We start from the raw sequence: 24,774 nt of genomic DNA on the forward strand, positions 1-24,774 counted from the left end.
GCCTGTGATCCTCACGGACGGCCTTTATATATCTTCAAACTTCAGTTCATCCAGGTCTTCTTCGTCCCGGACATGTTTCCGTCTGTTTCAATCTTGTTTGTTAATCGCTGTAACATCCGTTACTTGATTTTTTTGTTTTCCCTTCGTTTCCGTTGGGGTTGCAAAGGTAAGGAACTTTTTCTAACTTCCAAATAAAATAAATTTTATTTTTCAAGCCTTATTTTTCTCTTTAACCTTATTTCAATATGCTAATGTTATTTAGCTTTCCGCTCTTCCGAGCCGGGCTGCAAAGGTAGCAATCTTTTTCTCTTTGGCAAGAATTATTTTAAAATAAATCTCACTTTCCGTATCCCTGCGCCATCTTTTCAGTTTATTGCCCTCTCCTCCGGAGCGGGATGCAAAAGTAGAAAAAAATATCTTTCCCAGCAAAGGGAATTTATTAAATACTGTACGGTTAAACGTAAGTCAATGGTTTTCAACAGGAAATATTTTTACCGTGCTTAAAACTTTTTGGAAGAAGGGTTGTTTAGGGCAGTTTTGCAAATCCTGCAGGGTTTAAAAACTAGGTAAATTTACGCAGTGAAAAAATCCTGAAACAAGTTCAGGATGACGGCTGCACCCGGGATTTTGCGGCAATTCTTAATTTTGCCCAGCCTTTCTCCGGCAACCAGCACATTGAAACTTCGGAAGACCGGCCCACCTAAACCCGATAACAGCGGAAAACCCGGAGGCGAGGAACGAGCCGAGGATTTGGAGCGAATAGCGGGAACATACTTATATAGTTGCACTGAACCTGCTTTGCTAGAAAAAAGTAAAGTTCAATATTCACCGGAACTTAATTAAATAATAATACGCCTTATAATCTAACAGAAACCCTGATAACAATAAACAAGACCGATACTTTGGGAACACATCGCAGAACAGCCCTAAATCGGCTATATACTTAACTATATATTATGCAGCCTTAAAACCGTAGTATTTCCTCATAATTTTTTTATAAATTAGTTTATGCTACAGGTTAAACAATGGTGCAATGACTTAATTGGTTTGCTATTTCCAAACCTCTGCAATGCCTGTGGTGTAGCATTATACCAAAGCGAGCACTTAATCTGTACGAAATGCCTTTATGATCTTCCTTTCACCGATTATCATCAATATGCAGAAAATAGGGTGGCCAAACAATTGTGGGGCCGCTTACCACTTCATGCCGCAATGGCCATGTTATACTTTAGAAAAGGAGCAAAGGTTCAAAACTTAATCCACAACTTAAAATATAATGGCAGAACAGATGTTGGGGTATTATTGGGCAATATGCTGGGAGAAAGGCTTAAATCCGCAAACCTTTACCAGGATATTGATTTGGTAATTCCGGTCCCATTACACCGCAAAAAATATAAAACAAGGGGCTATAACCAAAGTACGTTTATTGCAGAAGGGATTGCTGCGCAGCTGGAAATCGGCATTAGCGAAGATCACCTCATCCGAAATACTTCTACCGAGAGCCAGACCAAAAAAAGCCGGTATAACCGCTATGAAAATATGAAAGATGTGTTTCAGGTAAATTATCCGGAAGATATAATCGGCAAACATATTTTACTGGTTGACGATGTGATTACCACTGGCGCAACACTTGAAGCCTGTGCCATTACCCTCTTGGATATTGGGGCAGCAAAAGTGAGCATAGCCGCAATCGCTTTCGCAGAATAATTTTTGCAATGCAGTGCAAATACTATTGTATTAGCCAAACATTTTTTAAGTTTGATTTATGCGTTTAAATATTGGATCAGTGCTTTTCATCTTATTCATCGCTTCGGCTTGCCGCAAGGGGGAAAACATTAGCACAGATCAAAATGCTAAGCTGAGCATTTCCAGTACAGCGATATTATTTGATACCATTTTTACTTCGGCAGGTTCCACAACCAGAAGAATAAAGATCGTTAACCCAAATCATGATGCGGTTAAAGTATCGGAAATCAGATTATCAGGCGGGAATACTTCAGCTTTTACTATAAATATTAATGGAGCGCAAACGCTGCTTAAAAATGATCTTATTGTCAATGGTCATGATTCGATCAATCTTTTTGTCAAGGTTTCGATCAATCCAAATACAAACAACTTACCCTTTCTGGTAGAAGATTCTATCATCTTAAATACAAACGGGAATAAACAGGTGATTCAGCTTTTAGCTTATGGGCAAAATGCTGTATTTGTTAATGAAACTTCAATTAATACAAATACCATCTGGACAAAAACTTTACCCTATATTATTAATGGATCATTGACCGTAAAGCATGGCGCTGCATTAACCATCCAACCCGGCACTAAAATCTATTTCCATAAGGACGCCGGTTTAAACATTGAAGGAAACCTCACGGTTAATGGCAGCCTTACCGAACCGGTACTATTTTGTAGTGACAGGCTTGAAAAGGTATATAGTGATGAGCCTGGCCAATGGAAAGGAATCTTCTTAAAAAGAACGGGATACGGACTGATTAAAAATGCGATCATCAAAAATGCATCTGTTGGCATTACCTCCGATTCTTTATCTGTTAATAGCAATCCTAAATTAATTTTAAGCAATAGCATCATCAAAAATATGCAGGCGGCTGCCTACATTGGTTATCACTCAGAACTATTGGCCTTTAATAATGTAATGTATAATTGCGGCAATTATTTAATCTATGCTGTTGGTGGAGGAAATTATAACCTAAAACAGAATACCTTTGCAGGCTACAACTTAAACTTTCCGCGTAAAACTGCCTCATTGAGCTTTTCAGATTATTTATCCGTAAATGCTTACAATAAACTTCAGATCAATTTAACGAATAATATCATTTGGGGGAGCTTAACTAATGAACTGGATATCCAAAAGAAAACTGCTGCATCAGTGCAATTTAATTTATGGCATAATTTAATCCGGTCTACAAACAACACCCATAATAGTAATGGCAACATTTTGAACATTGATCCATACTTTAACAATCAGGAAATGGAAAATTTTCAGCTCTCGGCGAACAGTTCTGCCAGAAACAAAGGTGCTGATTTAAGTGCCGATCCTTATTTTACTGGTTATCTTGATAAAGATATAATTGGAAATGAAAGAATTTCTCCCTCAACCTTAGGCAGTTACGAGAAATAGTATATTTATTTATATTTTCTCAAAACCAAATAGCATAAAGTTGCGTTTATATATTCGAGAGCGTTAATTTAGATGGTAAGGGTCGATATTTCTTCTAAAGAATATCGGCCCTTTACTTTTTACTAAAATTTTAGGATTAGCATAAGCTGATTTTAATGAATATCTAATTCAAAATAATTATTTCTTCTACTCTTTCTACGTTTAATCGTCATGAAGAATTTATTTCAGCATCTTCTCCTTCCAGACCCTGAAATGAATTACCTTCGGTGAGCTCGCTAAGGCTCGGTTCAGGGTGACGGCTGTAATAAAAAAAAAGAGGCTGTCTCAGAAATGATTTCGGAGATTTTTTGCAGAATAATATTTTGAAAGGGCGTTATTCCCGTAAAAACGGGAATCTTAACGCGATAGAACGGCAACTAAATAAGTCCATACCAAAGCATTAAGATGCCCAGTCAAGCTGAGCATGACGACATCGCCAAATTGCTATTATTGAATCTGTTATTTTCAGTCAGGCTCTTTTTTTCTATTTGTTGTAAGTAAATTATTCTACAGTAACTGATTTAGCCAGGTTTCTTGGCTGATCTACATTACAGCCTCTCATCACCGCAATATGATAAGATAATAACTGAAGTGGAATAGTGGCTAAGAGCGGTAAGAAAGCCTCATTGGCATCAGGAATTTCGATGCAGTAATCGGCCATTTTTTTCACCTCAGTATCTCCTTCAGTCACAATGGCAATTACTTTTCCTTTTCTGGCTTTTACCTCCTGTATATTACTGATTACTTTTTCGTAAGATGAGTTTTGTGTGGCGATGAATACTACAGGCATTTCTTCATCAATTAAAGCGATCGGACCATGTTTCATTTCCGCAGCAGGATAACCTTCTGCATGAATGTAGGAGATTTCCTTCAGTTTTAAGGCACCTTCTAAGGCCACTGGGAAACCACTTCCTCTACCTAAAAACAAACAATTGGTCGAGTCTTTAATCTTTTCTGCAACTTCCTTAATCAGCTCGTTCGATTCTAGCGCCACCTGGATTTTTTCAGGAATATGATCAAGCTCCGTTAAAAGTTCGATTAGTTTTGAAGTAGTAATAGTTCCTTTTTGCTGGGCCATGTAAAAGGCCATTAAAGTTAAAACGGTTACCTGGGCCGTAAATGCTTTTGTAGAAGCCACTCCAATTTCAGGTCCGGCATGGGTATAAACACCCGCATGTGTTAAACGCGGAATGGATGCACCAGCAACGTTACAAATACCAAAGATAGTTGCACCACGTTCTTTAGCCATTTCAATGGCCGCCATAGTATCAGCCGTTTCTCCCGATTGCGAAATAGCAATCACCACATCTTTTTCGGTAATGATCGGATTTCTATACCTGAATTCTGAAGCGTATTCAACTTCAACAGGAATGCGGGCATATTCTTCAATCAGGTATTCGCCAACCAAACCTGCATGCCACGATGTTCCGCAGGCCACAATGATGATACGATCTATATTTTTTAATTTCTCCGCAAATTCTTTAATCCCACCAAGCTGTACCTTACCCTCTTCCGGATAGATGCGACCACGCATACAATCTTTAATAGAACGTGGTTGCTCATAAATTTCTTTTAACATAAAGTGATCGAAACCACCTTTCTCCAGCATTTCTAACTTTAACTGCAGTTCCTGGATTAATGGCGTTTGCACTACATTATCCAATCTTTTAACCAAAAGATCGTTTTTGGTGATCAATGCAATTTCATTATCATTAAGATAGATTACATTTTTAGTGTACTCAATAATCGGCGTGGCATCAGAAGCGATAAAGTATTCTCCCTGGCCCACACCAATTACCATTGGACTTCCCTTTCTAGCCGCAATCAACCGATCAGGATGATCCTGATCCATAATCACGATGGCGTAGGCGCCAATCACTTCCTTCAGCGCCAAACGAACAGCTTCTAAAAGATCTATTTTTTCTATTTCCTGAATTTCTTCGATCAGGTGAATTAACACCTCTGTATCGGTATCGCTTTTAAATTCATGTCCACGGCTAATTAGTTCTTCTTTTAGCGTAGCATAATTTTCGATAATTCCGTTATGGATAATGGAAAGTTTACCACTATTTGAGGTATGTGGGTGTGAATTGCGGTCAGAAGGAACACCATGTGTAGCCCAACGGGTATGGCCCATAGCAATCGTACCAGACTTATCCTGATCTTGAGCAAACTCTTCTAAAACAGCTACTTTACCAGCTTTTTTATAGATATGCTCCCCGCTTTCATTCATTACTGCGATACCAGCACTATCATAACCCCGGTATTCTAATCTTTTAAGGCCTTTTAATACAATTGGCCAGGCTTCTCTGTAGCCAATATAGCCTACTATTCCACACATAATTTTCTGTTATACATTAATTTTCCAAATATATATAAAACAAACGTTTGTTTTAAAGCATTAAGCGCTAAAGATCTTTTTGTTAAACAAAAAAGCAGCTACAAATTAATGTAACTGCCTTTACTATGATTAGTAAATCGAATTAGTTATGCCTACTTATAAAGTGGAAATGCACTCACCAATTTAATCACCTCTGCTTTTACTGTATTTAGGTTCGCTTCATCTTCCGGATTGGTTAAAACCCTATCAATTAATGCAACAATCTGTTCCATTTCAGCTTCTTTTAAGCCGCGGGTAGTAATGGCAGCAGTTCCCACACGGATACCAGAAGTTACAAACGGCGACTTATCATCAAAAGGAACCATGTTTTTATTTACTGTGATTTCTGCTTTTTCCAAAGCATTTTCAGCTACCTTACCCGTGATGTTTTTATTACGTAAGTCGATTAACATTAAGTGGTTATCGGTACCGCCTGAGATAATGCCATATCCTTTTGCTACAAATGCTTTAGCCATGGCCTGTGCATTAGCAGCTACCTGTTTAATGTATGTTCCGTATTCCTCGCTTAACGCTTCGCCAAAAGCAATTGCTTTAGCGGCAATAATATGCTCTAACGGACCACCTTGGGTACCTGGAAAAACCGCCATATCAAGCAAATTACTCATTAAACGGGTTTCGCCTTTAGGTGTTTTTAATCCCCATGGGTTTTCAAAATCCTGGCCCATCATAATCATACCGCCACGTGGTCCGCGTAAAGTCTTGTGGGTGGTAGTGGTTACTATATGGCAATGTGGAAGCGGGTTGGCTAACAATCCCTTTGCGATTAAACCTGCCGGGTGAGAAATATCAGCTAAAACCAAAGCACCAATTTTATCGGCTACCGAACGGATAAAAGCATAATCCCACTCACGAGAATAAGCAGATGCACCGCAAATGATCAATTTTGGTTTTTCAGCTAAAGCTACTTCTTCTAATTTTTTATAATCGATCAGTCCGGTTTCCTTTTCAACACCATAAAAGAATGGTTGATATAATTTACCTGAAAAGTTAACTGGCGAACCATGTGTTAAGTGACCTCCATGAGAAAGATCAAAACCTAATATTTTATCGCCAGGTTGCAAAATAGCAAGCATTACAGCTGCATTGGCCTGTGCACCAGAGTGTGGCTGAACATTTACCCACGCTGCTCCAAATAATTCTTTCGCCCTATCAATCGCAATCTGCTCTACTACATCGACCACCTGGCAACCGCCATAGTAACGTTTTCCCGGTAAGCCTTCAGCATATTTGTTGGTTAATACCGATCCTGCAGCTTCCATTACCTGCTTGCTTACAAAGTTTTCTGATGCAATAAGCTCTAAACCATGCTCCTGGCGGTTTAATTCTTTATCGATAAGTTCAAAAATTTGGTTGTCGCGTGTCATTGTATATTTAGGTTTGTATTTTTTTGGCAAAAGTAAGGATTTCAAATTTAATTTAGGCCGTATTAGGATAATGCTTTCACATTAAAGTTGTTAAAGCCGCTCCCAATGGTGATCTCAACGATTTGTTGTTGCAACATTTCTAAAATAGCCAGGAAATTATAAACGAAATGTACTTTATTCTCCGAGTTTTTAAGCACCAGTGCAAAATCGATCTGTTTGTTGATATCGAGCAGGTTCGCAATAAAATGTTTCTGTTGCTCTATGGTGTAGGGATATTGTACTACAGTATGCTTAACCTCTTCACTGCGCAGTTCATATTTCTGCATTGTGCGGTGGTAAACGGTTAAAAGTTTATAAAGGTCTAATGACAAAAGTTCATCCTGGTGAGAGGAAGACGCGGCAGCGAGGGTTAAATCGAAAGCGATGTTTCCGCGATGGTCCTGTTTTAAACGCTCCTCTTCAAAACCCTTCATCTCTTCTGCAGCAGATTTAAACTGTTTATAGGCAATAAGCCTCGCGATCAGGTCCTGTTCAGCATTGATTTCATTCCCGGCTTCATCAACCTCAATCCTAGGCAAAAGCATTTTAGATTTAATGCGCATCAAAGTTGCCGCGACCAAAATAAATTCGCTCGCCACCTCAACGTTTAGCGCAAGGAGTTGATGAATGTAGGCTAAAAAGTCGTTTGTAATCTTCGCGATCTCCACATCCTGAATACTCAGTTCATCGCGCTCTATAAAGAACAGCAACAAATCGAAGGGTCCTTCGAACACCGGAAGCTTTATTTCAAAATTCTCTGCCTGCATGTGAAAGGACAAACATAATGAAAATTTTCAGGTACTGACAGTAAACCCTAATCGAAAATACTATACGATTATCACTTACCACTATCCACTTAACTCAAACGCTAAACCTTTAACAGGCAACTCTAACCCGCTAAACACTAACCGCTTAACCATCAAGAATAAACCGCTATTTTTCTTTTCTATATTAAAACAAAAATACCTTACTTTGTATCTTGTTTTTTACCACAAATTTCGAATGCAAGTAAAAGCTGGCCCCCTATTATCTAAAATCAACTATCCTGCTGATTTAAAGCAATATAGTGAATCTGACTTAGAACAAATAAGCCAGGAATTACGACAGTATATTATTGATGTAGTAAGTGTTAACGGAGGCCATTTCGCTTCCAGTTTAGGTGTTGTTGAACTAACGGTAGCCTTGCATTACGCATTGAACACCCCCTACGACAAACTGGTGTGGGATGTAGGTCATCAGGCTTACGGCCATAAAATCTTGACCGGTCGCAGGGATTTGTTCCATACTAACCGTGTTTATAAAGGTATTAGTGGTTTCCCGAAAATCTCTGAAAGCGAATATGACACTTTTGGCGTTGGCCACTCTTCTACTTCCATTTCGGCTGCGCTTGGTATGGCTGTGGCTTCGCAGCTAAAAGGCGAAACAGACAGACAGCATGTTGCCATTATTGGTGATGGCGCCATGACTGCGGGTCTGGCCTTTGAAGGATTAAACCATGCCGGAATCGAAAACAGTAACGTGCTGGTTATCCTGAATGATAATTGCATGTCTATCGATCCAAATGTAGGTGCGCTCAAAGAATATTTAACCAGCATCACCATTTCTAAATCGTACAACCGTTTCCGTGATGATATTTCTCATGTACTGGCCGGGCTTTCTAAACTTGGCCCCAATGCGCATAAATACGTTAAGAAAATAGAGAAAAGCATTAAAGGAACATTACTTAAACAAAGTAATTTGTTTGAAGCCTTAAACTTTAGGTATTTCGGCCCTGTTGACGGGCACGATGTAAAGCGTTTGGCCCAAACGATAAAAGATTTATCTGCCATCCCAGGTCCAAAGCTTCTTCACTGCATTACGGTAAAAGGTAAAGGTTTTGCACTGGCAGAAAAAGATCAAACGATATGGCATTCGCCAGGACTTTTTGATAAGATTACCGGAGAGATCAAAAAAAGCATTTCAGATAAACCACAGCCACCAAAATACCAGGATGTTTTTGGGCATACCATGGTAGAACTGGCGGAGGCTAATGATAAAATTGTAGGTATTACGCCTGCGATGCCTTCAGGATCATCATTAAATATTATGATGAAAGCGATGCCAAAACGCGCCTTTGATGTGGGGATAGCCGAACAACATGCGGTAACGTTCTCGGCTGGTTTAGCTACGCAAGGATTAGTTCCTTTCTGCAACATCTACTCAAGCTTTATGCAAAGGGCTTATGATCAGGTGATTCATGATGTGGCCATACAAAAACTGAATGTAGTTTTTTGCTTAGATAGGGCAGGCCTGGCTGGTGCTGATGGCGCGACGCATCATGGTGCTTATGATATTGCTTATATGCGCTGTATTCCAAATTTAATTGTTTCTTCTCCGATGAATGAAGAAGAATTGCGTAACCTGATGTTTACTGCTCAACAAGAAAATGTGGGACCATTTGTAATCCGTTATCCTCGTGGTAATGGTGTAATGCCAGATTGGAAAAGACCTTTCAAAGCGTTAGAGATCGGCAAAGGACGTAAAATTTGTGATGGGGAAGATGTAGCTTTATTAACCATTGGTCACGTAGGTAATTTTGCAGTTGAAGCGCGTGCCGAATTAAATAGTGAAGGATTTTATCCGGCGCACTACGATCTACGTTTTGTTAAACCTCTAGACGAAGCTTTATTGCATGAAGTATTTGCTAAATACAAACATGTGATTACGGTAGAAGATGGTTCACTGCCAGGCGGGGTAGGTTCCGCAGTATTAGAGTTTATGGCCGATCATGGTTACAATGCAAATGTAGTCCGCTTAGGTATACCTGACCATTTTATCGAACATGGCGAACAGGCCGAACTTTGGGCAGAATGTGGTTATGATAAAAATGCAATTATTGAGGCGATAAGAAAGGTTGCTGTAAAAAGGACGACTGATAGTATGGCAGGGTAGAGCTTATAACGGAAAATGTAAGATGGATGATTTACTCAATCCAGCATTGATTTAAAAAATATAATATACGTTAAAAATAAAGCCTCAGTTAATAATGCAGTGCCCCCAAAAAGTTAGACACTTTATGGGGGCATTTTTATGAGTAGAAAAGTTAAGCATAGCTTAGAATTTAAATTGGCTATCGTCAATCAGATCTTAAGAGGAGATAAATCTCTGGCCACAATCTCAAGAGAAAATGGTCTTGAACGTCGCATGGTGCTTCAGTGGATGCAATTCTATAAACGTTTTGGTGAGGCCGGACTCAGACCGCAGTCAACGGTCTATTCTTTAGAAAATAAACTCGAAGTTATCCGTTACTTTACGGCCAATCAAGTATCTTTGAGGGAGACATGTCTCCAGTTTAACATCAGATCCGACAGGGTTCTATTCAACTGGCTGAAGATATATAGGGTTGGCGGAGCCGAGGGGCTGTCCGAGGAAACAAGAGGAAAAAAAACGTCTTATAAAGCCAAAGATTTCGAAAAAAGTACCAGAAAAAACCTTGACGGAGAATGAACAACTTTTGGAAGAAAACAAGCGTTTACGTGCGGAGGTCGCGTTTTTAAAAAAGTTACGAGCCTTAATCCAGAAAGAAGAATCAAAGAAAAACAAAAAGCTCTGATCGTTCATGGGTTAAGGAAGACGTTTGATCTATCAATACTTTTGAAGGTCGCCAATATTGCAAAAAGTTCATTTTATTACTATATTAAGCGTAATAAGGTGGTTGATAAGTACGAAGCGATTAGGACACGCATCATTGCACTTTCCAAGCAGCATAAGGGTAGGTATGGCTATAGGCGAATGCTATTTCAGCTAAAAAAGGAAGGACATAAGATCAATCATAAAACTGTATTGAGGCTAACTGGTGAGATGGATCTGAAAAGTATTATCAGGCTTAAGAAATATAGATCCTACAAAGGAGAAGAGGATAAGACTGCAGCCAACATACTCAAGAGGGAATTTAATGCGGACAGACCGTTTGAAAAATGGGCTACCGATGTAACTGAATTCAGTGTAGCTGGCAAAAAACTGTATCTCTCTCCAATAATCGATTTATTCAATGGAGAGATTATAAGCTATTCACAATCTCTCAGACCGAATTTCGAGCAAATTACTGACATGCTGGATGAGGTATTGAAAAAGGTGCCAAAGAATGCCAAGCCGATACTACACTCGGATCAGGGATGGCAATACAGGATGAAGGATTACTAAGGTATCCTGCGGAAGAATAGAATTATTTAAAGCATTTCAAGAAAGGGCAACTGCCTTGATAATGCTGTAATAGAAAACTTTTTTGGTACGCTGAAATCTGAGATGTTTTATCTCAAAAAATACTTGTCAGTAGAGGAGTTACAGAATGATATTGATGAGTACATCGATTACTATAACAAAAATAGGATTAGGTTGAATCTAAAAGGAATGAGCCCGGTTGAATACCGAGCTCACATCCTAAATAATTAATTATTAAGTTTGTCTAAACTTTTGGGGGCAGTCCATAAGATAACTGAGGCTTTATCATATTATAAGTTTTGCCTAAGGGTCCTGAACATAAATTCGTTAACGAACGACTTAGACCATTCACAAAACTTAAATTCTTCTACGCGATAAATTCAGATAAATACTATCCTGAAACATTATTATCTTTCTGAAACCTTTTAATCAGATTATTCCCATACCTTATCCCAATTTTCTCAAACCTGAATAAAAATGATGAAATTAAAAACGTAACTGAAACGATTAAAATATAAATTATACTATAATAAAAATCACCTGTATTCAGATTTAATGATTTAAAATAGTACACAAAAATATTTATCACGATGAAATGTGACAAATACATACTAAAACTATATTGACCAATTTTTAATAATAATTTGCTAAATATACCTTCAAATTTAAAATTTTTAATCCCTAGAATAAATAAACAAAAGATTATTGAAAAGGCATACTCCTCTTGAAAAAAATAATAAGGATACTCTAGTGAAAATTTGAATTGACTAAGTATGAAAAATAATAAAATTGAGAGAACCAAAAAAAAAGAACTTAATTTATTCCATTCACCAAATCTGGTAAATCCCTTATAAAGAAAAATCCCGAATGCAAATACCGGCAATTGGTTTGGGAGCCAAAAATATAGACTCCATGACCTTAAACTATTATAGTCATGGTTTGTAAACTTTTCGATAAGAAACTTATCAGCAAAATTAATTATGTTAGAAAGTAGTATGGTAATGAGCAAGAAGTAGAATGCTCCTTTGAAAGTTTTTATTAGTTTGAACAAAGTAGGTATCAATAAATAAAATAACATTTCGGTACCAATACTCCAGCCGCCCGGAGGTATATAATTAATTGCGGGAAGAATAATTCCGTTTAAGTAAATAATATTAACTATAACTTTCCAATAAGCAACAGAATGAAATCCATTAATACAAACTTCAACTAGAGTATAGAAAATAGCTGAAATAGTATAAAGAGGCGCAATTCTAAACACCCTTCTGATAAAAAAAAAAATATTCCGGCTTTCTCCATCAGAATCGAAGCGCTTTTCATAAGAATTAAATAAAGTAAACGCACTTAGGATGAAAAATAGCTGAACACCATTGGCACCTTTTACCGTTAAGTTTTTTAAAAAATCTGAATCAGCAAAGTGTTGGCCAGTATGAACCATTATAACTAATAGAATCGCAATGCATCTACCGAAATCAATCCATTGATACTTATGGACATTGTTTTGTTTTATCTCCAAGTTTTCAAATTTTAAAAGAGTATTAATATTTAGTTGCGAAGATAGAAATTACAAACAATTTAAAATAAACTAAAACAACTCTTATCTTTAACATTAATTAAATCAATTGATTTTTTAAATTAGATATCGCTTTTTTACAATACGTTTCTAACCACGTTAGCCTGTAACTACAAATAGCCAGCTTTTTTAGAAATCAGTATACAAATTCCTGAACGAACTGCGTAAACCGAAAGTAATTAAACCGGTATTATTTTTACCAAGGCTGTTGCTTTCGCGCCTCAATATACCGCCCAGTTCTAAGCGTAAATTATATTTTGGATTAATGACGTAAGCTACTCTTCCTTCTACATAAAAAAGATCGGAACGGATACCCTGGGTTGTATAATTTCCAGTTGCTTTTACTGCATCTGTATAAGGTTCAAAAATATTTTTACCGTAGTTCTGGCCAGCTTCATCCAAACCATATTTAGCATACATTAACTCCCCACTAAAATCAAAACGTTTGTAAGAATAATTTAATAGTCCAATTAATTCTCTAAAGTTAGCACCCATTGGGTGAGCTAAAGGCTCATTATAGTTTGCGTAATTGCCGATGCGTGTTCTTGAAGAAAATGTATATGGCTTAGCAGTATTATACTCTAACAAATAATTTAGTCCTTCAACCTTAAAAACATCTGCTCCTCTAAAACCCAACTGCCAGCCATATTTATTTCTAGAGCTTCCAGAGCTAGAAAAGAAATTTTTCGCTTCAAACTCATCTAAAGAAAACTGTCCATAAGCAACCAATTCTTTAGCAAATTTATATTTGGCCGTAAAGCCCAATAAAGCATTATCTGGTGAGCCACTCGAAGCTTCAACAGGTCTTAAAAAGATTATTGGGTTAGCATAGCCCCAATCAAAACCTCGTTTGTTACCAGTATCATCAGTTTGCGCCCATATAATTGAATCAAAGAATCCGACAGATAATCGATTATTTACGTTCCAATCCAAGTAATGAAAAACTCCGCCCTTTTTACGGTTACCGGCATCATAAGATAATTTATTTGCTCCTGGATCTTGCATTGAAGTCCACATGGCCATATATTGTACATTACCTAAATTCGCTGTTAATTTGAGGAGAGGGGCTGGAGACGAAAAATCAGACAATAATAAAGAGCGATAGCCATCACCAATAAAAGTTTTATCATAACCTGCAGTAATATTCAAATATTTTATGGGTGTATAAGATACTGTTGCGGTAACATAAGACCAGTCTAACGAAGTCTTACCAGCATTAAAGCCGTAAGCACGGTTATAAGATTGACCTGGAACAACTTTGCTTGTGTTTACGTAATTATTATAATATTGCGAGAATTGCCCCTGATTTTCGAAACCACTAGTATAAAAGGAGAACTTTTTGCCAACTGTTCCTCCCACCTGGTATCCTCTGGTATTTAACCAAACATTCTGTTTGCCTGAAAAGTCTCTACCAATTTGGAAATCCGGCAAAAAGTCGGCATATACCGTAAAGTCTTCTTTTTTAATATCCAGCAGGTGCTCGTTAAACAACTTTCGCGAAACCCAGGAATGCCTGGTCGAATCTAACCCAACACTTAATAACAAATTGCTTTTATCCCGTAACAAACTATCATCGATAAAAAATGGTTTTAAAGAGCTGTGTATTCTGTTATTGGGATTATAAACCTCACCGCTTAATTTTTGATAGAACTGAAAAGAATAGGGTTGATATACGGCCTGTGCCTTTAAGTCGTAAAAAGAGACTATTAAAAAGAGGAGGGATAAAAGTTTCTTCATTTGGTAAATTTTAATTCAAGGGGCAAAGAAAGTAATTATTTATTAATTTAACGATGCAGTGCCAAAGTTCATAAAAAAGAAAAGCCCTTTCGGGCCCTATATTTATTTATTAAAAGGCATTTTCTTCACCCTTAACCATATTAATCACCGTCATAAAAATAATCTTTACATCTAACATTGCGCTCCAGTTCTCCAAATACCAGATATCGTGTTCTACACGCTTAACCATTTTATAATCTTCCTTTGTTTCGCCACGATATCCATTTACCTGTGCCCAACCAGTAATGCCCGGTTTTAAAAAGTGACGAACCATAAATTGATCAACAATACCTTTATATTGTTCGGTATGGCTTAACATGTGAGGACGGGGCCCTACTACACTCATGTGCCCCATAAATACATTAAAAAATTGCGGGAGCTCATCCAAACTCGATTTTCTTAAAAATTTTCCTATAGAGGTGATTCGATCGTCATTTTTACTTGCCTGCCTTTTATCACTATCAGAATTCATACGCATGCTCCTAAATTTAAAACACCAAAAAGGTTCATCATCGCGTCCGCTTCTTAGTTGTTTAAACAACACAGGACCTCTACTTTGCATTTTGATTAATAATGCAATAATTGGATATAGCCAGCTTAAAATAAATAAAATAACCAGACCACTAAAAACGACATCAATAACCCGCTTTTTGAAACGGTTATGAATTTTCTCTAAAGGCTCGGAACGTAAAGAAATTACCGGAAATTCATTACCTAGATAACTCACTGTATAAGGCGATAATAATGCCCCACTGATATCCGGAATAAATTTTAACCGTACACATTGCCGCTCAGCTTCTTCGGTTAACAAAGCCATATCAGCCATTCGATCAGGAGCTATGGTAACATAAATATCTTTAATCCCCTTATCAACTGCCATCTTAAACTGTCTTCCCACCACATCAGAAATCTGACCGTTACGATCTAAATAATCGTCTGGTACATCGTTGATAAAACCATGAAATTCGATGTAACGTTGTTTTTCAAAATAATTAGCCAGTTGTAAGCCAGTTGCATTATTTCCCATAATGGCAACAGATTTAACTCCCCGCAAATGATTAAAAAGCAAGAACTGGAACGAAGTACCAATGAAACGGTTAACCAGGAACAAAATGGCCAACATGCCGTAGAATATTACTAGAAATGACCTTGAAAAATCATTTTGTTTAGAAAAGAAAAGGTAGATAGAAAACAAAACTGCGTGCAACACCACACTTTTCCAGGTTCCCCGGTAAATCCGTTCTATTCGGCGCGATCCATATTCACTATACAAGCCAAAGCTGGTAGTACTTACAATCCAGATCAGATTGCAAACCACTACATAATGCCATTGCAATTCCGAACTTACCGCCTTACCCATGTAAGCTGTAAATTCGTAGGCAAAAAAGTACACAATGTTGACCATAATAAGGTCAGTTATTGGCAGAATATATTTTAGTATAAATAAGTAACGTGTTTGCATAGGCCTAAAAATGGAAACTTAAACATTTATTCGGTGTTTTTGTTTTAAGTGAATTACAATGAACAAAATTAATGCCTAAATTCAGATCCAAAGTTAATTAATCATTACCAAATTAAAAACCGATTAACAGTTACGCAATGTAAGCTTAAAATAAATTCTAAAAAATGAGAGTATCTATATACTGATAATTAGTAGATTAATCCATTTAATCTGTAGATACCAAAATGTATTACAGCTGGGATAAGCATATCGGCCAATGATTAAGCATATTTTATCCCATGCTCATCAACCATATTTTTTGCAACCTGTTTAATCTCCTGCTCATCTGATTTTGGATAAATCAAGAGTATTTCACCATCATCCACCACGATATAATTATCGAGCCCCTTTATTACAGCAGCTTTTTCTTTTGGTAAATGAATAATACAATTGGTTGTATCCTTTAAATTAACTTTATTTAAATTAACCATGTTGTTTGATGTATCCTTTTCTCCAACGGCATGTAAAGATGCCCAGGTACCTAAATCAGACCAACCTATATCGGCCGGAATAGTGTACACATTATCAGCCTTCTCCAGAATAGCATAATCAATGGATATATTAGGGCTTGAAGGATAATGATCAGCGATAAACTTCGATTCGTCAGAGGTATTATAAAATGGCAGGCCGCTTTCAAACAATGCAGCGATCTCTGGAGCATGACTAACAAATGCTTTTTTTAACGAATTTGCCGACCAGATAAATATACCCGCATTCCAAACGTAATCCCCACTTTTTAGGTATTCTTCTGCTTTGGCTAAAATAGGCTTCTCCATAAATGCACTTACCTTTTTAACCCCATTTAACTCGTCATAACCTGTTACATCCGTTTTTTGATACCTGATGTACCCATAACCGGTATCAGGTCTTGTAGGGCTAATGCCTAAAGTTAATAGCGCATTGTTTTCAAAACTAAACTCCAGGGCCTGCAGCACTTTGGATATAAAAATATCTTCCTTTAAAATCAAATGATCTGAGGGAGCAACTATAATATTAGCATCTGGGTTTAACTTACTAATCTTGTAGGTTGCATAAGCTATACAAGGTGCTGTATTATTTCTGCTTGGCTCTAAAAGGATATTTTCCTTTAAAACTTCAGGTAATTGCTCAGCAACTAAATCTGCGTAAGTTTCGTTGGTTAAAATAAATATTTGCTCATTAGGGCAGATATTTAAAAACCGCTCGTAAGTTAGCTGCAGTAGGGATTTGCCTATTCCTAAGATATCTATAAACTGTTTTGGAAAAAGATTGCGGCTTTTTGGCCAAAAGCGGGAACCTACACCTCCAGCCATAATCAATACATAGTTATTAAATTTTGTCATTATAGCTTTATTATACGTTTTTATTCATCCTAACAATCTTAATAAATTGAAAACTATCGATGAAATACCTTTTAAAAAGTCTTTTAGGTTCCAATAAAAACCTAAAAAACCACTCTAACCCGATTTTTTGAAAAATCACCGGGGCTCTTTTTTTTATTCCTGCTTCAAATTCAAGACTCGCACCAATTAAGGCTAACACAGGAATATTCTTATACCCATTAGTTTTTAGTTTATCAAAAATACCTAAAGCTATTTTATCCTGCTTAGGGAAGCTTACTCCAATAAAAACATATTTTATATTATTATTATTAATAAGATTAACACTTTCATCAATAATTTTTTCAAATTCAATATTTTTTTCCGGATCAATATAAGGTAATGTCAGGATATGACCTGTGGGAAAATCTTGTTGATAGAAATTAGAAACGCTTTGACCAGAGGTTAGAAATAAAGATGCCGTTTGACGCTTTTTTATTAGCCGGTAAAGATGGCTAAAAAGGTCGCTACCTGCTAACCTAGTTATAATTCTACCTTTATAAAATTTGGAAGCCCATATAATTGGCTGCCCATCTGGCAAAATAAAAGCTGATTTTTTAAGTCTTTCTCTTATTTCATGAAACTTACTATTGTTAAGTTTAACGATATAATCAACATTTGGCGTGAAAATAATTGGCAATATATTGGTATTTATGTCATATTGATATTCCAAAATACTTAACGCCACTTGTTCAATACTTTCTGAAACTACAAAATTATAGTCTAAGAACTTTTCTTTATCTATCATTTTAAATAATCACTAAAGTGCGTACCAGTAAGAATAATCAATAGAATATTCCAATGTAGAATTTCTTTTGCGGAGAAATTTGGCAGGATTTCCACCAACTACCTCCATTTCACCAACTGATTTCGTCACAACTGATCCAGGTAAAATAACAGCACCTTCTCCTACTATAACTCCGGGCATTATTAAAACATTTGCAAAAATGCAAGCATTATCTTTAATTATAACTGGCTTACCTTGAGTGCAAAAATCTGAAGAATCTATGGCATGTCCTAAAGTATAAATTTTTGTATCATGAGAAATTGAAACATTATTACCAATGGTTATATTCCTTCTATTATCCAGATAACACCCAAAATTAATGACAGAATTATTTCCCAAAGACAAATTCCCAATATGAAAAAATTTAACTCCTCTATGAATACAGGATTTATGCCCAATCTTAATACCGACACATTGTAACAGAATTTTTTTTAGGGTAAAAAATGGTAAAAGTGAATACACGGTATTCAAAATTTGAACAAGTAAAAATTTTCCTTGAAGAAGAATAGCATTTTTCATTTATTTTTAATTGAAATCAGATTCGCAATCATATTGTTTTTAACATTATTGCTAGAAAATACTTTCGCAGTCTCCAAAGCATTTTTCTTCATATCCAAAACCTCCCCAGTGCTTAAATTAAAAAAATTCTCAAGCACGTTTGAAAGACTAAAGTAATCACCACATTTGAAAGTAAAGCCATTAACACCATCCTTAACATAGTCTGACATTCCACCCTGATTGGATGCAATTACTGGAACACCGCATGCCATAGATTCAAGTCCCACCAGTCCTAAGCTTTCTTTCATTTTAGTTGGAAATACAAAAACATCAAATGTATTAATTATTTCGGGAAGTTGTGTGTGCGACTTAAACCCTAAATACTCTACATGTGCCGATAAGTTTAAAGTATCAATTAATTCTAAAAACCTATTAACATCTGTTCCTCTTCCTACAAAACTTACTTTTAAGGATTTAAACTGATCAATAGTTACAAGTGTACTTAGTGCATGCAATAAAATGTCCCAACCCTTATCTGCATCAATTCTCGATACAAATCCGATTTTCATTCCCGTAATATTTACAGGTTGTTTTTCAAGAACTCTGAATATTGATAAATTAACCCCACCTGAAGGTGAAATAAATATTTTTTTAGAATTTAATTGATACAAACTTGTAATTAAACCAGCATAATATGAACTTGGAGCAATTATCTGATCAGCTCTCTTGATGAATGGAAGAGATAATTTTAGTAAAATACCATCAATCTTATGAGTGATCACCATATCTTCTCCATGTGGATTAATAATAATTTTAATTTTGGTGAATGCTCTTTTTAAAAGGACTGGATAAAGCGGTAAGATACTATGCGACACATTATGAACGTAGACAATATCATAACGAATGAATAGTGATTTGAAGAATATACTGATATAGAAGCCAATATATTTCATTAATTTTGACAAAAAAGATTTTCCACGACCTCTAATAAAAGAAGTAGATACAATTTCGATTTCTGGAGATTCAATCATCGAATTATAAAAATTCTTTACGAATACACCATAATATGCATCATCCTTTGAGGGATACATATTAGAAATAATATAAACTTTAATCAAAATAATTTTATTTAAATTTTATTCATTACTAATTAACGCTAATCATAAAAGAATATAATCTTCTCAAGGTTCAGCATCATAACTTTATGGCTTAGGTTTCTAAATAAAAACTCAATTTGATTACTTTTATTAAAGATCATACCATATAATCGAAAATGAAAACTGATAATTGTGGTGTAGCATACCCACACATCATTGTTTCAGCAAAGTTTAGATAGTTCGTATAGGTAATAATTTGTGCATTATAATACCGTTTAAAAACCATCGATTTATCTATTCCATCCTACAAAAGAATAATATGTAATAAATTATAATTCTCAATCAACGTGCTATTCATTAACAATTTTTAAAAAGGGTTTGCCTTAATGTATTTTTCCCATTCCCATGCCGAGCGCATCATCTCATTGATATCGAGACTGGCTTTCCAGCCCAGTTCATTGTTCGATTTCTGTACATCACCATATACCTTTACAACATCACCAGCCCTTCTTGGACCTATTTTATAATCAAGTTTTTCACCGTTTACCCTTTCAAAGGCAGCAATAATCTCTAAAACTGAAGAACCTTTACCGGTACCGATATTAAAAACATCGTAATTACCGTTAGGGTTTCCACCTTCTAATTTTTTGATTGCGGCAACGTGTGCTTTCGCCAGATCTACCACATGGATATAATCGCGGATGGCAGAACCATCAGGAGTATCGTAATCATCGCCATAAACCGTAATTGGACCGCGTTTACCAATGGCCGATTGGGTAATAAAAGGAACCAGGTTTGCAGGAACACCATTTGGCAATTCGCCGATCAGAGCGGTTTCGTGTGCACCAACCGGGTTAAAATAACGCAAAGCAATTACATTTAAATCAGGGGTTACAGCAGCGGTTTCTGCCAAAATTTCTTCGGCAATCTGTTTGGTGTTACCATAAGGCGATTCTGCTTTCTGCACTGGTGCCGCTTCAGTTACGGGCAAAGTTTCGGGCTGACCATAAATGGTACATGAAGAAGAAAAAACAAAATCAATTTTCCTGTTAAAAGATGTTAAAAGGTTAATTAAACCATAAAAATTGTTCCTGTAATATTTTAAGGGTTCTGCTACCGATTCGCCAACTGCCTTGTAAGCCGCAAAGTGGATAATCCCATCGATATCGGTATGGTTTTCTGCAAATTCCTGTACAGCCTGATCATCCTGCAGGTCGATTTCGTGAAAATCGAACCATTTGCCGGTGACGGCATGTAGCTGCGTTAGAATTTTGATGTTCGAGTTAGAAAGATTGTCGATAATTACAACTTCGTATCCTGCGTTGTATAATTCTACAGCGGTATGCGAACCGATGTAGCCTGTTCCACCAGTAACTAATATTTTTGCCATTTTAACGGTTAAATGTGGTAAAATCTTTATGTTCTATCTTTTCCAAAGCCTCTGCAGGCAACGATTTAAAATATTCGTATGTAATTTTTAATCCTTCCGCACGTCCAATTTTGGGTTCCCAGCTCAATAACGCTCTGGCTTTTGTAATGTCTGGCCGGCGCTGTTTCGGATCATCCTGTGGCAGCTCTTTGTATACAATTTTCTGCGTGGTGCCGGTAAGCTTGATAATTTCTTCGCAGAACTGTCTAATGGTGATCTCATCAGGGTTACCGATGTTTACCGGCTGAGCATAATCGCTCATCAATAAACGGTAAATCCCTTCAATCAGGTCGTCAACATAACAGAAAGAACGGGTTTGACTTCCGTCGCCAAATATAGTTAAATCTTCTCCCCTCAGGGCCTGTCCGATAAAAGCAGGTAAAACACGGCCGTCATTCAGGCGCATTCTCGGGCCATAGGTATTAAAAATCCTCACAATCCTTGTTTCTACCCCATGAAAGGTATGGTAAGCCATAGTGATTGCTTCCTGGAAACGTTTGGCCTCATCATAAACGCCACGCGGCCCAACCGGGTTTACATTACCCCAGTATTCTTCGGGCTGTGGATTTACGTTGGGATCCCCGTATACTTCAGAAGTAGAAGCAATCAGCATCCTGGCATTTTTACTGCGGGCCAAACCTAAAAGGTTGTGCGTGCCTAACGAGCCAACTTTAAGCGTCTGGATCGGGATTTTTAGGTAATCAATGGGACTTGCAGGTGAGGCAAAGTGTAAAATATAATGAAGCTCACCGGGAACATGTACAAATTTGGAAACATCGTGGTTGTAAAACTCAAAATTATCCAGTTTAAACAGGTGTTCGATATTTGCCATATCGCCGGTAATCAGGTTATCCATGCCGATAACATGGTAACCTTCTTTTATAAAGCGGTCGCAAAGATGTGAGCCCAAAAATCCGGCGGCACCTGTAATCAATATTCTTTTCTTCCCCATGTTAATCTATTAACTTTCTTCCAATACTGTTATAATAATAGCCCATATCAATCATTTTTTCCAGATCATAAAGATTACGTCCATCAAAAATAACTTTATTTAGCAGGATTTCATCAATCTTAGCAAAATCAGGGTTACGGAAAACCGACCATTCGGTTGCAATTAAAAGGGCATCGGCTCCTTCTAAAGCTTCGTACTGGTTTTTGGCATAATTTACCTGGTTGCCAATGATATTTTTAACATTTACCATTCCCTCCGGGTCGAATACGGTAACGCTTGCACCGCTTTTAAGCAATGCATCGATAATATATAAAGCCGGGGCTTCGCGGATATCGTCGGTTTCGGGTTTAAAAGCCAATCCCCATAATGCAAAATGCCTACCACTAATATCGCCTTTGTAATATTTAAGTACCTTATCAACCAAAATTGTTTTCTGCCTTTCGTTAACCTCCATTACCGATTTCAGGATCTGGAAATCATAGGCCGTTTCATCAGCAGCTTTAACCAATGCCTGAACATCTTTGGGGAAACATGAACCACCGTAACCTATACCCGGAAAAAGGAAACGTTTGCCAATACGGTCGTCGGAACCTACCCCCCGGCGTACTGCATCAACATCGGCACCTACCAGTTCGCAAAGGTTTGCCACCTCGTTCATAAAGGTAATTTTTGTAGCCAGAAAAGAGTTTGCAGCGTATTTAGTCAGTTCCGAAGAGCGTTCATCCATAAAAAGGATCGGGTTGCCCTGGCGAACGTAAGGAGCATACAGTTCGGCCATCAGTTTTATAGCTTTTTCGCTTTTAGTACCTAAAACCACACGGTCGGGTTTCATAAAATCATCGACAGCTACGCCTTCCCTTAAAAATTCGGGGTTCGAAACCACATCAACTTCTATTGAAGTATTTTCGGCAAAAACAGCTTTTACCTTATCAGCTGTACCTACCGGAACGGTTGATTTGTTTACGATAACCTTATATTCGGTAATCAGTTTTGAAATATCCTTGGCAGCACCTAAAATGTAAGAAAGATCGGCCGCACCATCACCGCCCGGAGGCGTTGGCAAAGCCATAAAAATAATCTGCGCTTCTTTTACGGCATCAGCCAGATTGGTGGTAAAGGTTAACCTAGCCTGCTCGATATTCCTGTGGAACAAAAGATCTAAACCAGGTTCGTAGATCGGCACTTCGCCATTCTGCATCTGCTTTACCTTTGCTTCATTAATATCAACACAAATTACATCATTTCCTGTTTCGGCTAAACAGGTCCCGGTAACCAAACCTACGTATCCGGTACCGATAACGGCTATCTTCATAGTTTAAATTTTAATTATTCATAAAAATTGATCAAAAACACAATTACCTATCGAATAGGGATCTGATTAGTAAGCTAATCTATTGTCTTCGTAAGCATACATAAAAATCATTGCAACATTTAAATATAAGCCATTAATAGCGCTGGCAAAAAAGTGCCCGACTAAAAATGAAAGTAAAAAAAAACTACAGGCAAAGAAAAACCGAAAATTCCTACGTTTAATATTTTTGAAGATGGTTTTGAAATAAAGTCTGAAGAGAAAAATATTCCCTATTATGCCAATAAATAAAAAAGAATCAAAAAAATCCATTTCTATATAAAATTTCAACTGATCGGTTCCTCCAAAAAAATAATTTGGAAGATTCCATAAATCTGTATTCTCCAAAAACCGGGTAATTACAAAAAAACTTCTGCCTGAAGTAATCGTAAAAAGTAAGCCTTCCTTTTCATACTGATAAATAAAAAAGTCATATAAATAGCTATACTTATCACTTAGTAAAAAGGGAATAAGAACAATTATTCCAAAAAAAAGAATACTTGAGAATACAACTTTTTGCCAATAATTTGCCTTGAATAAAATATGATAACCTAACAACAAAAATAAAAACAGGTACATTGCTTTTGCTCCCATCAATAATGAGGCACATATACAAATGCACAGTACAATAAGATCTTTCTTTTGTCGGATATAATTGAAATAAAACAAGGACAGTCCAATCATATAAAAAAGCGTTGCTTCGTTAATGGAGGGGATTAAGCCGTTATATCCATATCTATACTCTTGATTATAGTAAGATTTAAATAAATTTATATTTAAGAGTAGTCCAACAATTATCAAACAAGAATTGACTAAGTAAATCTTTTTAAATACTGCATAGATTTTGTCCAAAACATCGCCGTTATTAACTATATCTTTAATAGCATAAAAGATTATAAAAACAAAAATGTACTTATTAAATAAAGTTAAATGATAGCTTAAACTATAATTCGAATCATAATAGTTTAAAAGAAATAAGAGATTACCAACAATAAAAGAGCAAAAAAGAGCTCCAATCAGTATAAGGCCTTGTTTTCTTTCCTTATCAAAAAATCTTATAATAAGGTAGAGGAAAATCACCTCAAATGCTAACCGAAAAAAAATAGAAACGCTAAAAGAATCCTTAAAAATTTGACCATCAGCATTAATTTCAGACGATCTTACCTGAAAATACTTATTAGCAGCATCAGACAGATAGAATAAAACCAATGCAGACGAAATTATAAATCCTAAACTCTTACCATCCCTAGATATGACCATTAGCAGATTTGTT

Annotated in this window: 19 protein-coding genes and 1 pseudogene; 6 read left to right on the forward strand and 14 right to left on the reverse strand. The window is 36.6% G+C overall.

Going from position 1 to position 24,774, the window contains the following annotated elements:
- The first annotated feature begins 1,008 nt into the window (after positions 1 to 1,008).
- Both OQX63_RS11665 and OQX63_RS11670 read left to right on the forward strand, forming a co-directional pair.
- Positions 1,009 to 1,707 carry a ComF family protein gene (locus tag OQX63_RS11665; protein ID WP_265851042.1) on the forward strand — a complete coding sequence of 233 codons (699 nt, stop codon included), beginning with the start codon at positions 1,009 to 1,011 and terminating at the stop codon, positions 1,705 to 1,707.
- A gap of 58 nt (positions 1,708 to 1,765) precedes the next feature.
- Complete coding sequence (locus tag OQX63_RS11670) at positions 1,766 to 3,139, forward strand: hypothetical protein (RefSeq protein ID WP_265851043.1); 1,374 nt, start codon at positions 1,766 to 1,768, stop codon at positions 3,137 to 3,139.
- A gap of 541 nt (positions 3,140 to 3,680) precedes the next feature.
- Here the strand turns inward: OQX63_RS11670 and glmS are convergent.
- The 3 genes from glmS to OQX63_RS11685 form a co-directional block, all read right to left on the reverse strand.
- Positions 3,681 to 5,519 (reverse strand): glutamine--fructose-6-phosphate transaminase (isomerizing), encoded by a 1,839-nt coding sequence (gene glmS, locus OQX63_RS11675; protein WP_265851044.1) that lies wholly within the window; start codon positions 5,517 to 5,519, stop codon positions 3,681 to 3,683.
- Between the two features lie 152 nt (positions 5,520 to 5,671).
- Positions 5,672 to 6,943, reverse strand: coding sequence for a serine hydroxymethyltransferase (gene glyA / locus OQX63_RS11680; protein WP_265851045.1), 1,272 nt, complete (start codon positions 6,941 to 6,943; stop codon positions 5,672 to 5,674).
- 62 nt (positions 6,944 to 7,005) lie between these two features.
- Positions 7,006 to 7,749 carry a segregation and condensation protein A gene (locus tag OQX63_RS11685; RefSeq protein ID WP_265851047.1) on the reverse strand — a complete coding sequence of 248 codons (744 nt, stop codon included), beginning with the start codon at positions 7,747 to 7,749 and terminating at the stop codon, positions 7,006 to 7,008.
- 235 nt (positions 7,750 to 7,984) lie between these two features.
- Between OQX63_RS11685 and dxs the strand changes: the two genes are divergently transcribed.
- The 4 genes and pseudogenes from dxs to OQX63_RS23465 all read left to right on the forward strand — a co-directional run bounded on the left by dxs (position 7,985) and on the right by OQX63_RS23465 (position 11,413).
- Positions 7,985 to 9,913: a 1-deoxy-D-xylulose-5-phosphate synthase gene (gene dxs / locus OQX63_RS11690; RefSeq protein ID WP_265851048.1), complete on the forward strand. Its 1,929-nt coding sequence runs from the start codon at positions 7,985 to 7,987 to the stop codon at positions 9,911 to 9,913.
- Positions 9,914 to 10,051: 138 nt separating this feature from the next.
- Positions 10,052 to 10,468, forward strand: coding sequence for a transposase (locus tag OQX63_RS11695; protein ID WP_265851050.1), 417 nt, complete (start codon positions 10,052 to 10,054; stop codon positions 10,466 to 10,468).
- Between the two features lie 57 nt (positions 10,469 to 10,525).
- Positions 10,526 to 11,164: pseudogene (locus tag OQX63_RS11700) on the forward strand (IS3 family transposase); the annotation flags it as partial.
- 33 nt (positions 11,165 to 11,197) lie between these two features.
- Positions 11,198 to 11,413 carry a transposase gene (locus OQX63_RS23465; RefSeq protein ID WP_416276531.1) on the forward strand — a complete coding sequence of 72 codons (216 nt, stop codon included), beginning with the start codon at positions 11,198 to 11,200 and terminating at the stop codon, positions 11,411 to 11,413.
- Positions 11,414 to 11,573: 160 nt separating this feature from the next.
- On the opposite strand, the gene OQX63_RS11705 is transcribed toward OQX63_RS23465, so the two are convergent.
- From OQX63_RS11705 to OQX63_RS11755, 11 genes are all read right to left on the reverse strand, one after another.
- Entirely contained in the window at positions 11,574 to 12,698 is a 1,125-nt protein-coding gene (locus OQX63_RS11705; protein WP_265851052.1) for an acyltransferase family protein, read from the reverse strand.
- A gap of 186 nt (positions 12,699 to 12,884) precedes the next feature.
- A complete protein-coding gene (locus tag OQX63_RS11710) occupies positions 12,885 to 14,492 on the reverse strand; it encodes a gliding motility protein RemB (RefSeq protein ID WP_265851053.1) in 1,608 nt (535 codons plus the stop codon).
- 109 nt (positions 14,493 to 14,601) lie between these two features.
- Entirely contained in the window at positions 14,602 to 15,936 is a 1,335-nt protein-coding gene (locus OQX63_RS11715; RefSeq protein ID WP_265851054.1) for an undecaprenyl-phosphate glucose phosphotransferase, read from the reverse strand.
- Between the two features lie 317 nt (positions 15,937 to 16,253).
- Positions 16,254 to 17,354 (reverse strand): mannose-1-phosphate guanylyltransferase, encoded by a 1,101-nt coding sequence (locus OQX63_RS11720; RefSeq protein ID WP_265851055.1) that lies wholly within the window; start codon positions 17,352 to 17,354, stop codon positions 16,254 to 16,256.
- Between the two features lie 10 nt (positions 17,355 to 17,364).
- Entirely contained in the window at positions 17,365 to 18,138 is a 774-nt protein-coding gene (locus tag OQX63_RS11725; protein ID WP_265851056.1) for a WecB/TagA/CpsF family glycosyltransferase, read from the reverse strand.
- A 12-nt stretch (positions 18,139 to 18,150) separates the two neighbouring features.
- Positions 18,151 to 18,696 (reverse strand): acyltransferase, encoded by a 546-nt coding sequence (locus OQX63_RS11730; protein WP_265851058.1) that lies wholly within the window; start codon positions 18,694 to 18,696, stop codon positions 18,151 to 18,153.
- Positions 18,693 to 19,793 carry a glycosyltransferase family 4 protein gene (locus OQX63_RS11735; RefSeq protein WP_265851059.1) on the reverse strand — a complete coding sequence of 367 codons (1,101 nt, stop codon included), beginning with the start codon at positions 19,791 to 19,793 and terminating at the stop codon, positions 18,693 to 18,695. Before OQX63_RS11735 ends, OQX63_RS11730 begins: the two co-directional genes overlap by 4 nt.
- A 346-nt stretch (positions 19,794 to 20,139) precedes the next feature.
- The gene (gene galE / locus OQX63_RS11740; RefSeq protein WP_265851060.1) at positions 20,140 to 21,162 is read right to left on the reverse strand and encodes a UDP-glucose 4-epimerase GalE; all 1,023 of its coding nucleotides are present in this window, start codon (positions 21,160 to 21,162) and stop codon (positions 20,140 to 20,142) included.
- Between the two features lies 1 nt (position 21,163).
- Entirely contained in the window at positions 21,164 to 22,153 is a 990-nt protein-coding gene (locus OQX63_RS11745; RefSeq protein WP_265851062.1) for a UDP-glucuronic acid decarboxylase family protein, read from the reverse strand.
- Position 22,154: 1 nt separating this feature from the next.
- The gene (locus OQX63_RS11750; protein ID WP_265851063.1) at positions 22,155 to 23,465 is read right to left on the reverse strand and encodes a UDP-glucose dehydrogenase family protein; all 1,311 of its coding nucleotides are present in this window, start codon (positions 23,463 to 23,465) and stop codon (positions 22,155 to 22,157) included.
- Between the two features lie 66 nt (positions 23,466 to 23,531).
- A complete protein-coding gene (locus OQX63_RS11755; RefSeq protein ID WP_265851064.1) occupies positions 23,532 to 24,761 on the reverse strand; it encodes a hypothetical protein in 1,230 nt (409 codons plus the stop codon).
- Positions 24,762 to 24,774 lie beyond the last annotated feature (13 nt).

Source organism: Pedobacter sp. PF22-3 (assembly GCF_026239555.1).
Taxonomy (GTDB): domain Bacteria; phylum Bacteroidota; class Bacteroidia; order Sphingobacteriales; family Sphingobacteriaceae; genus Pedobacter.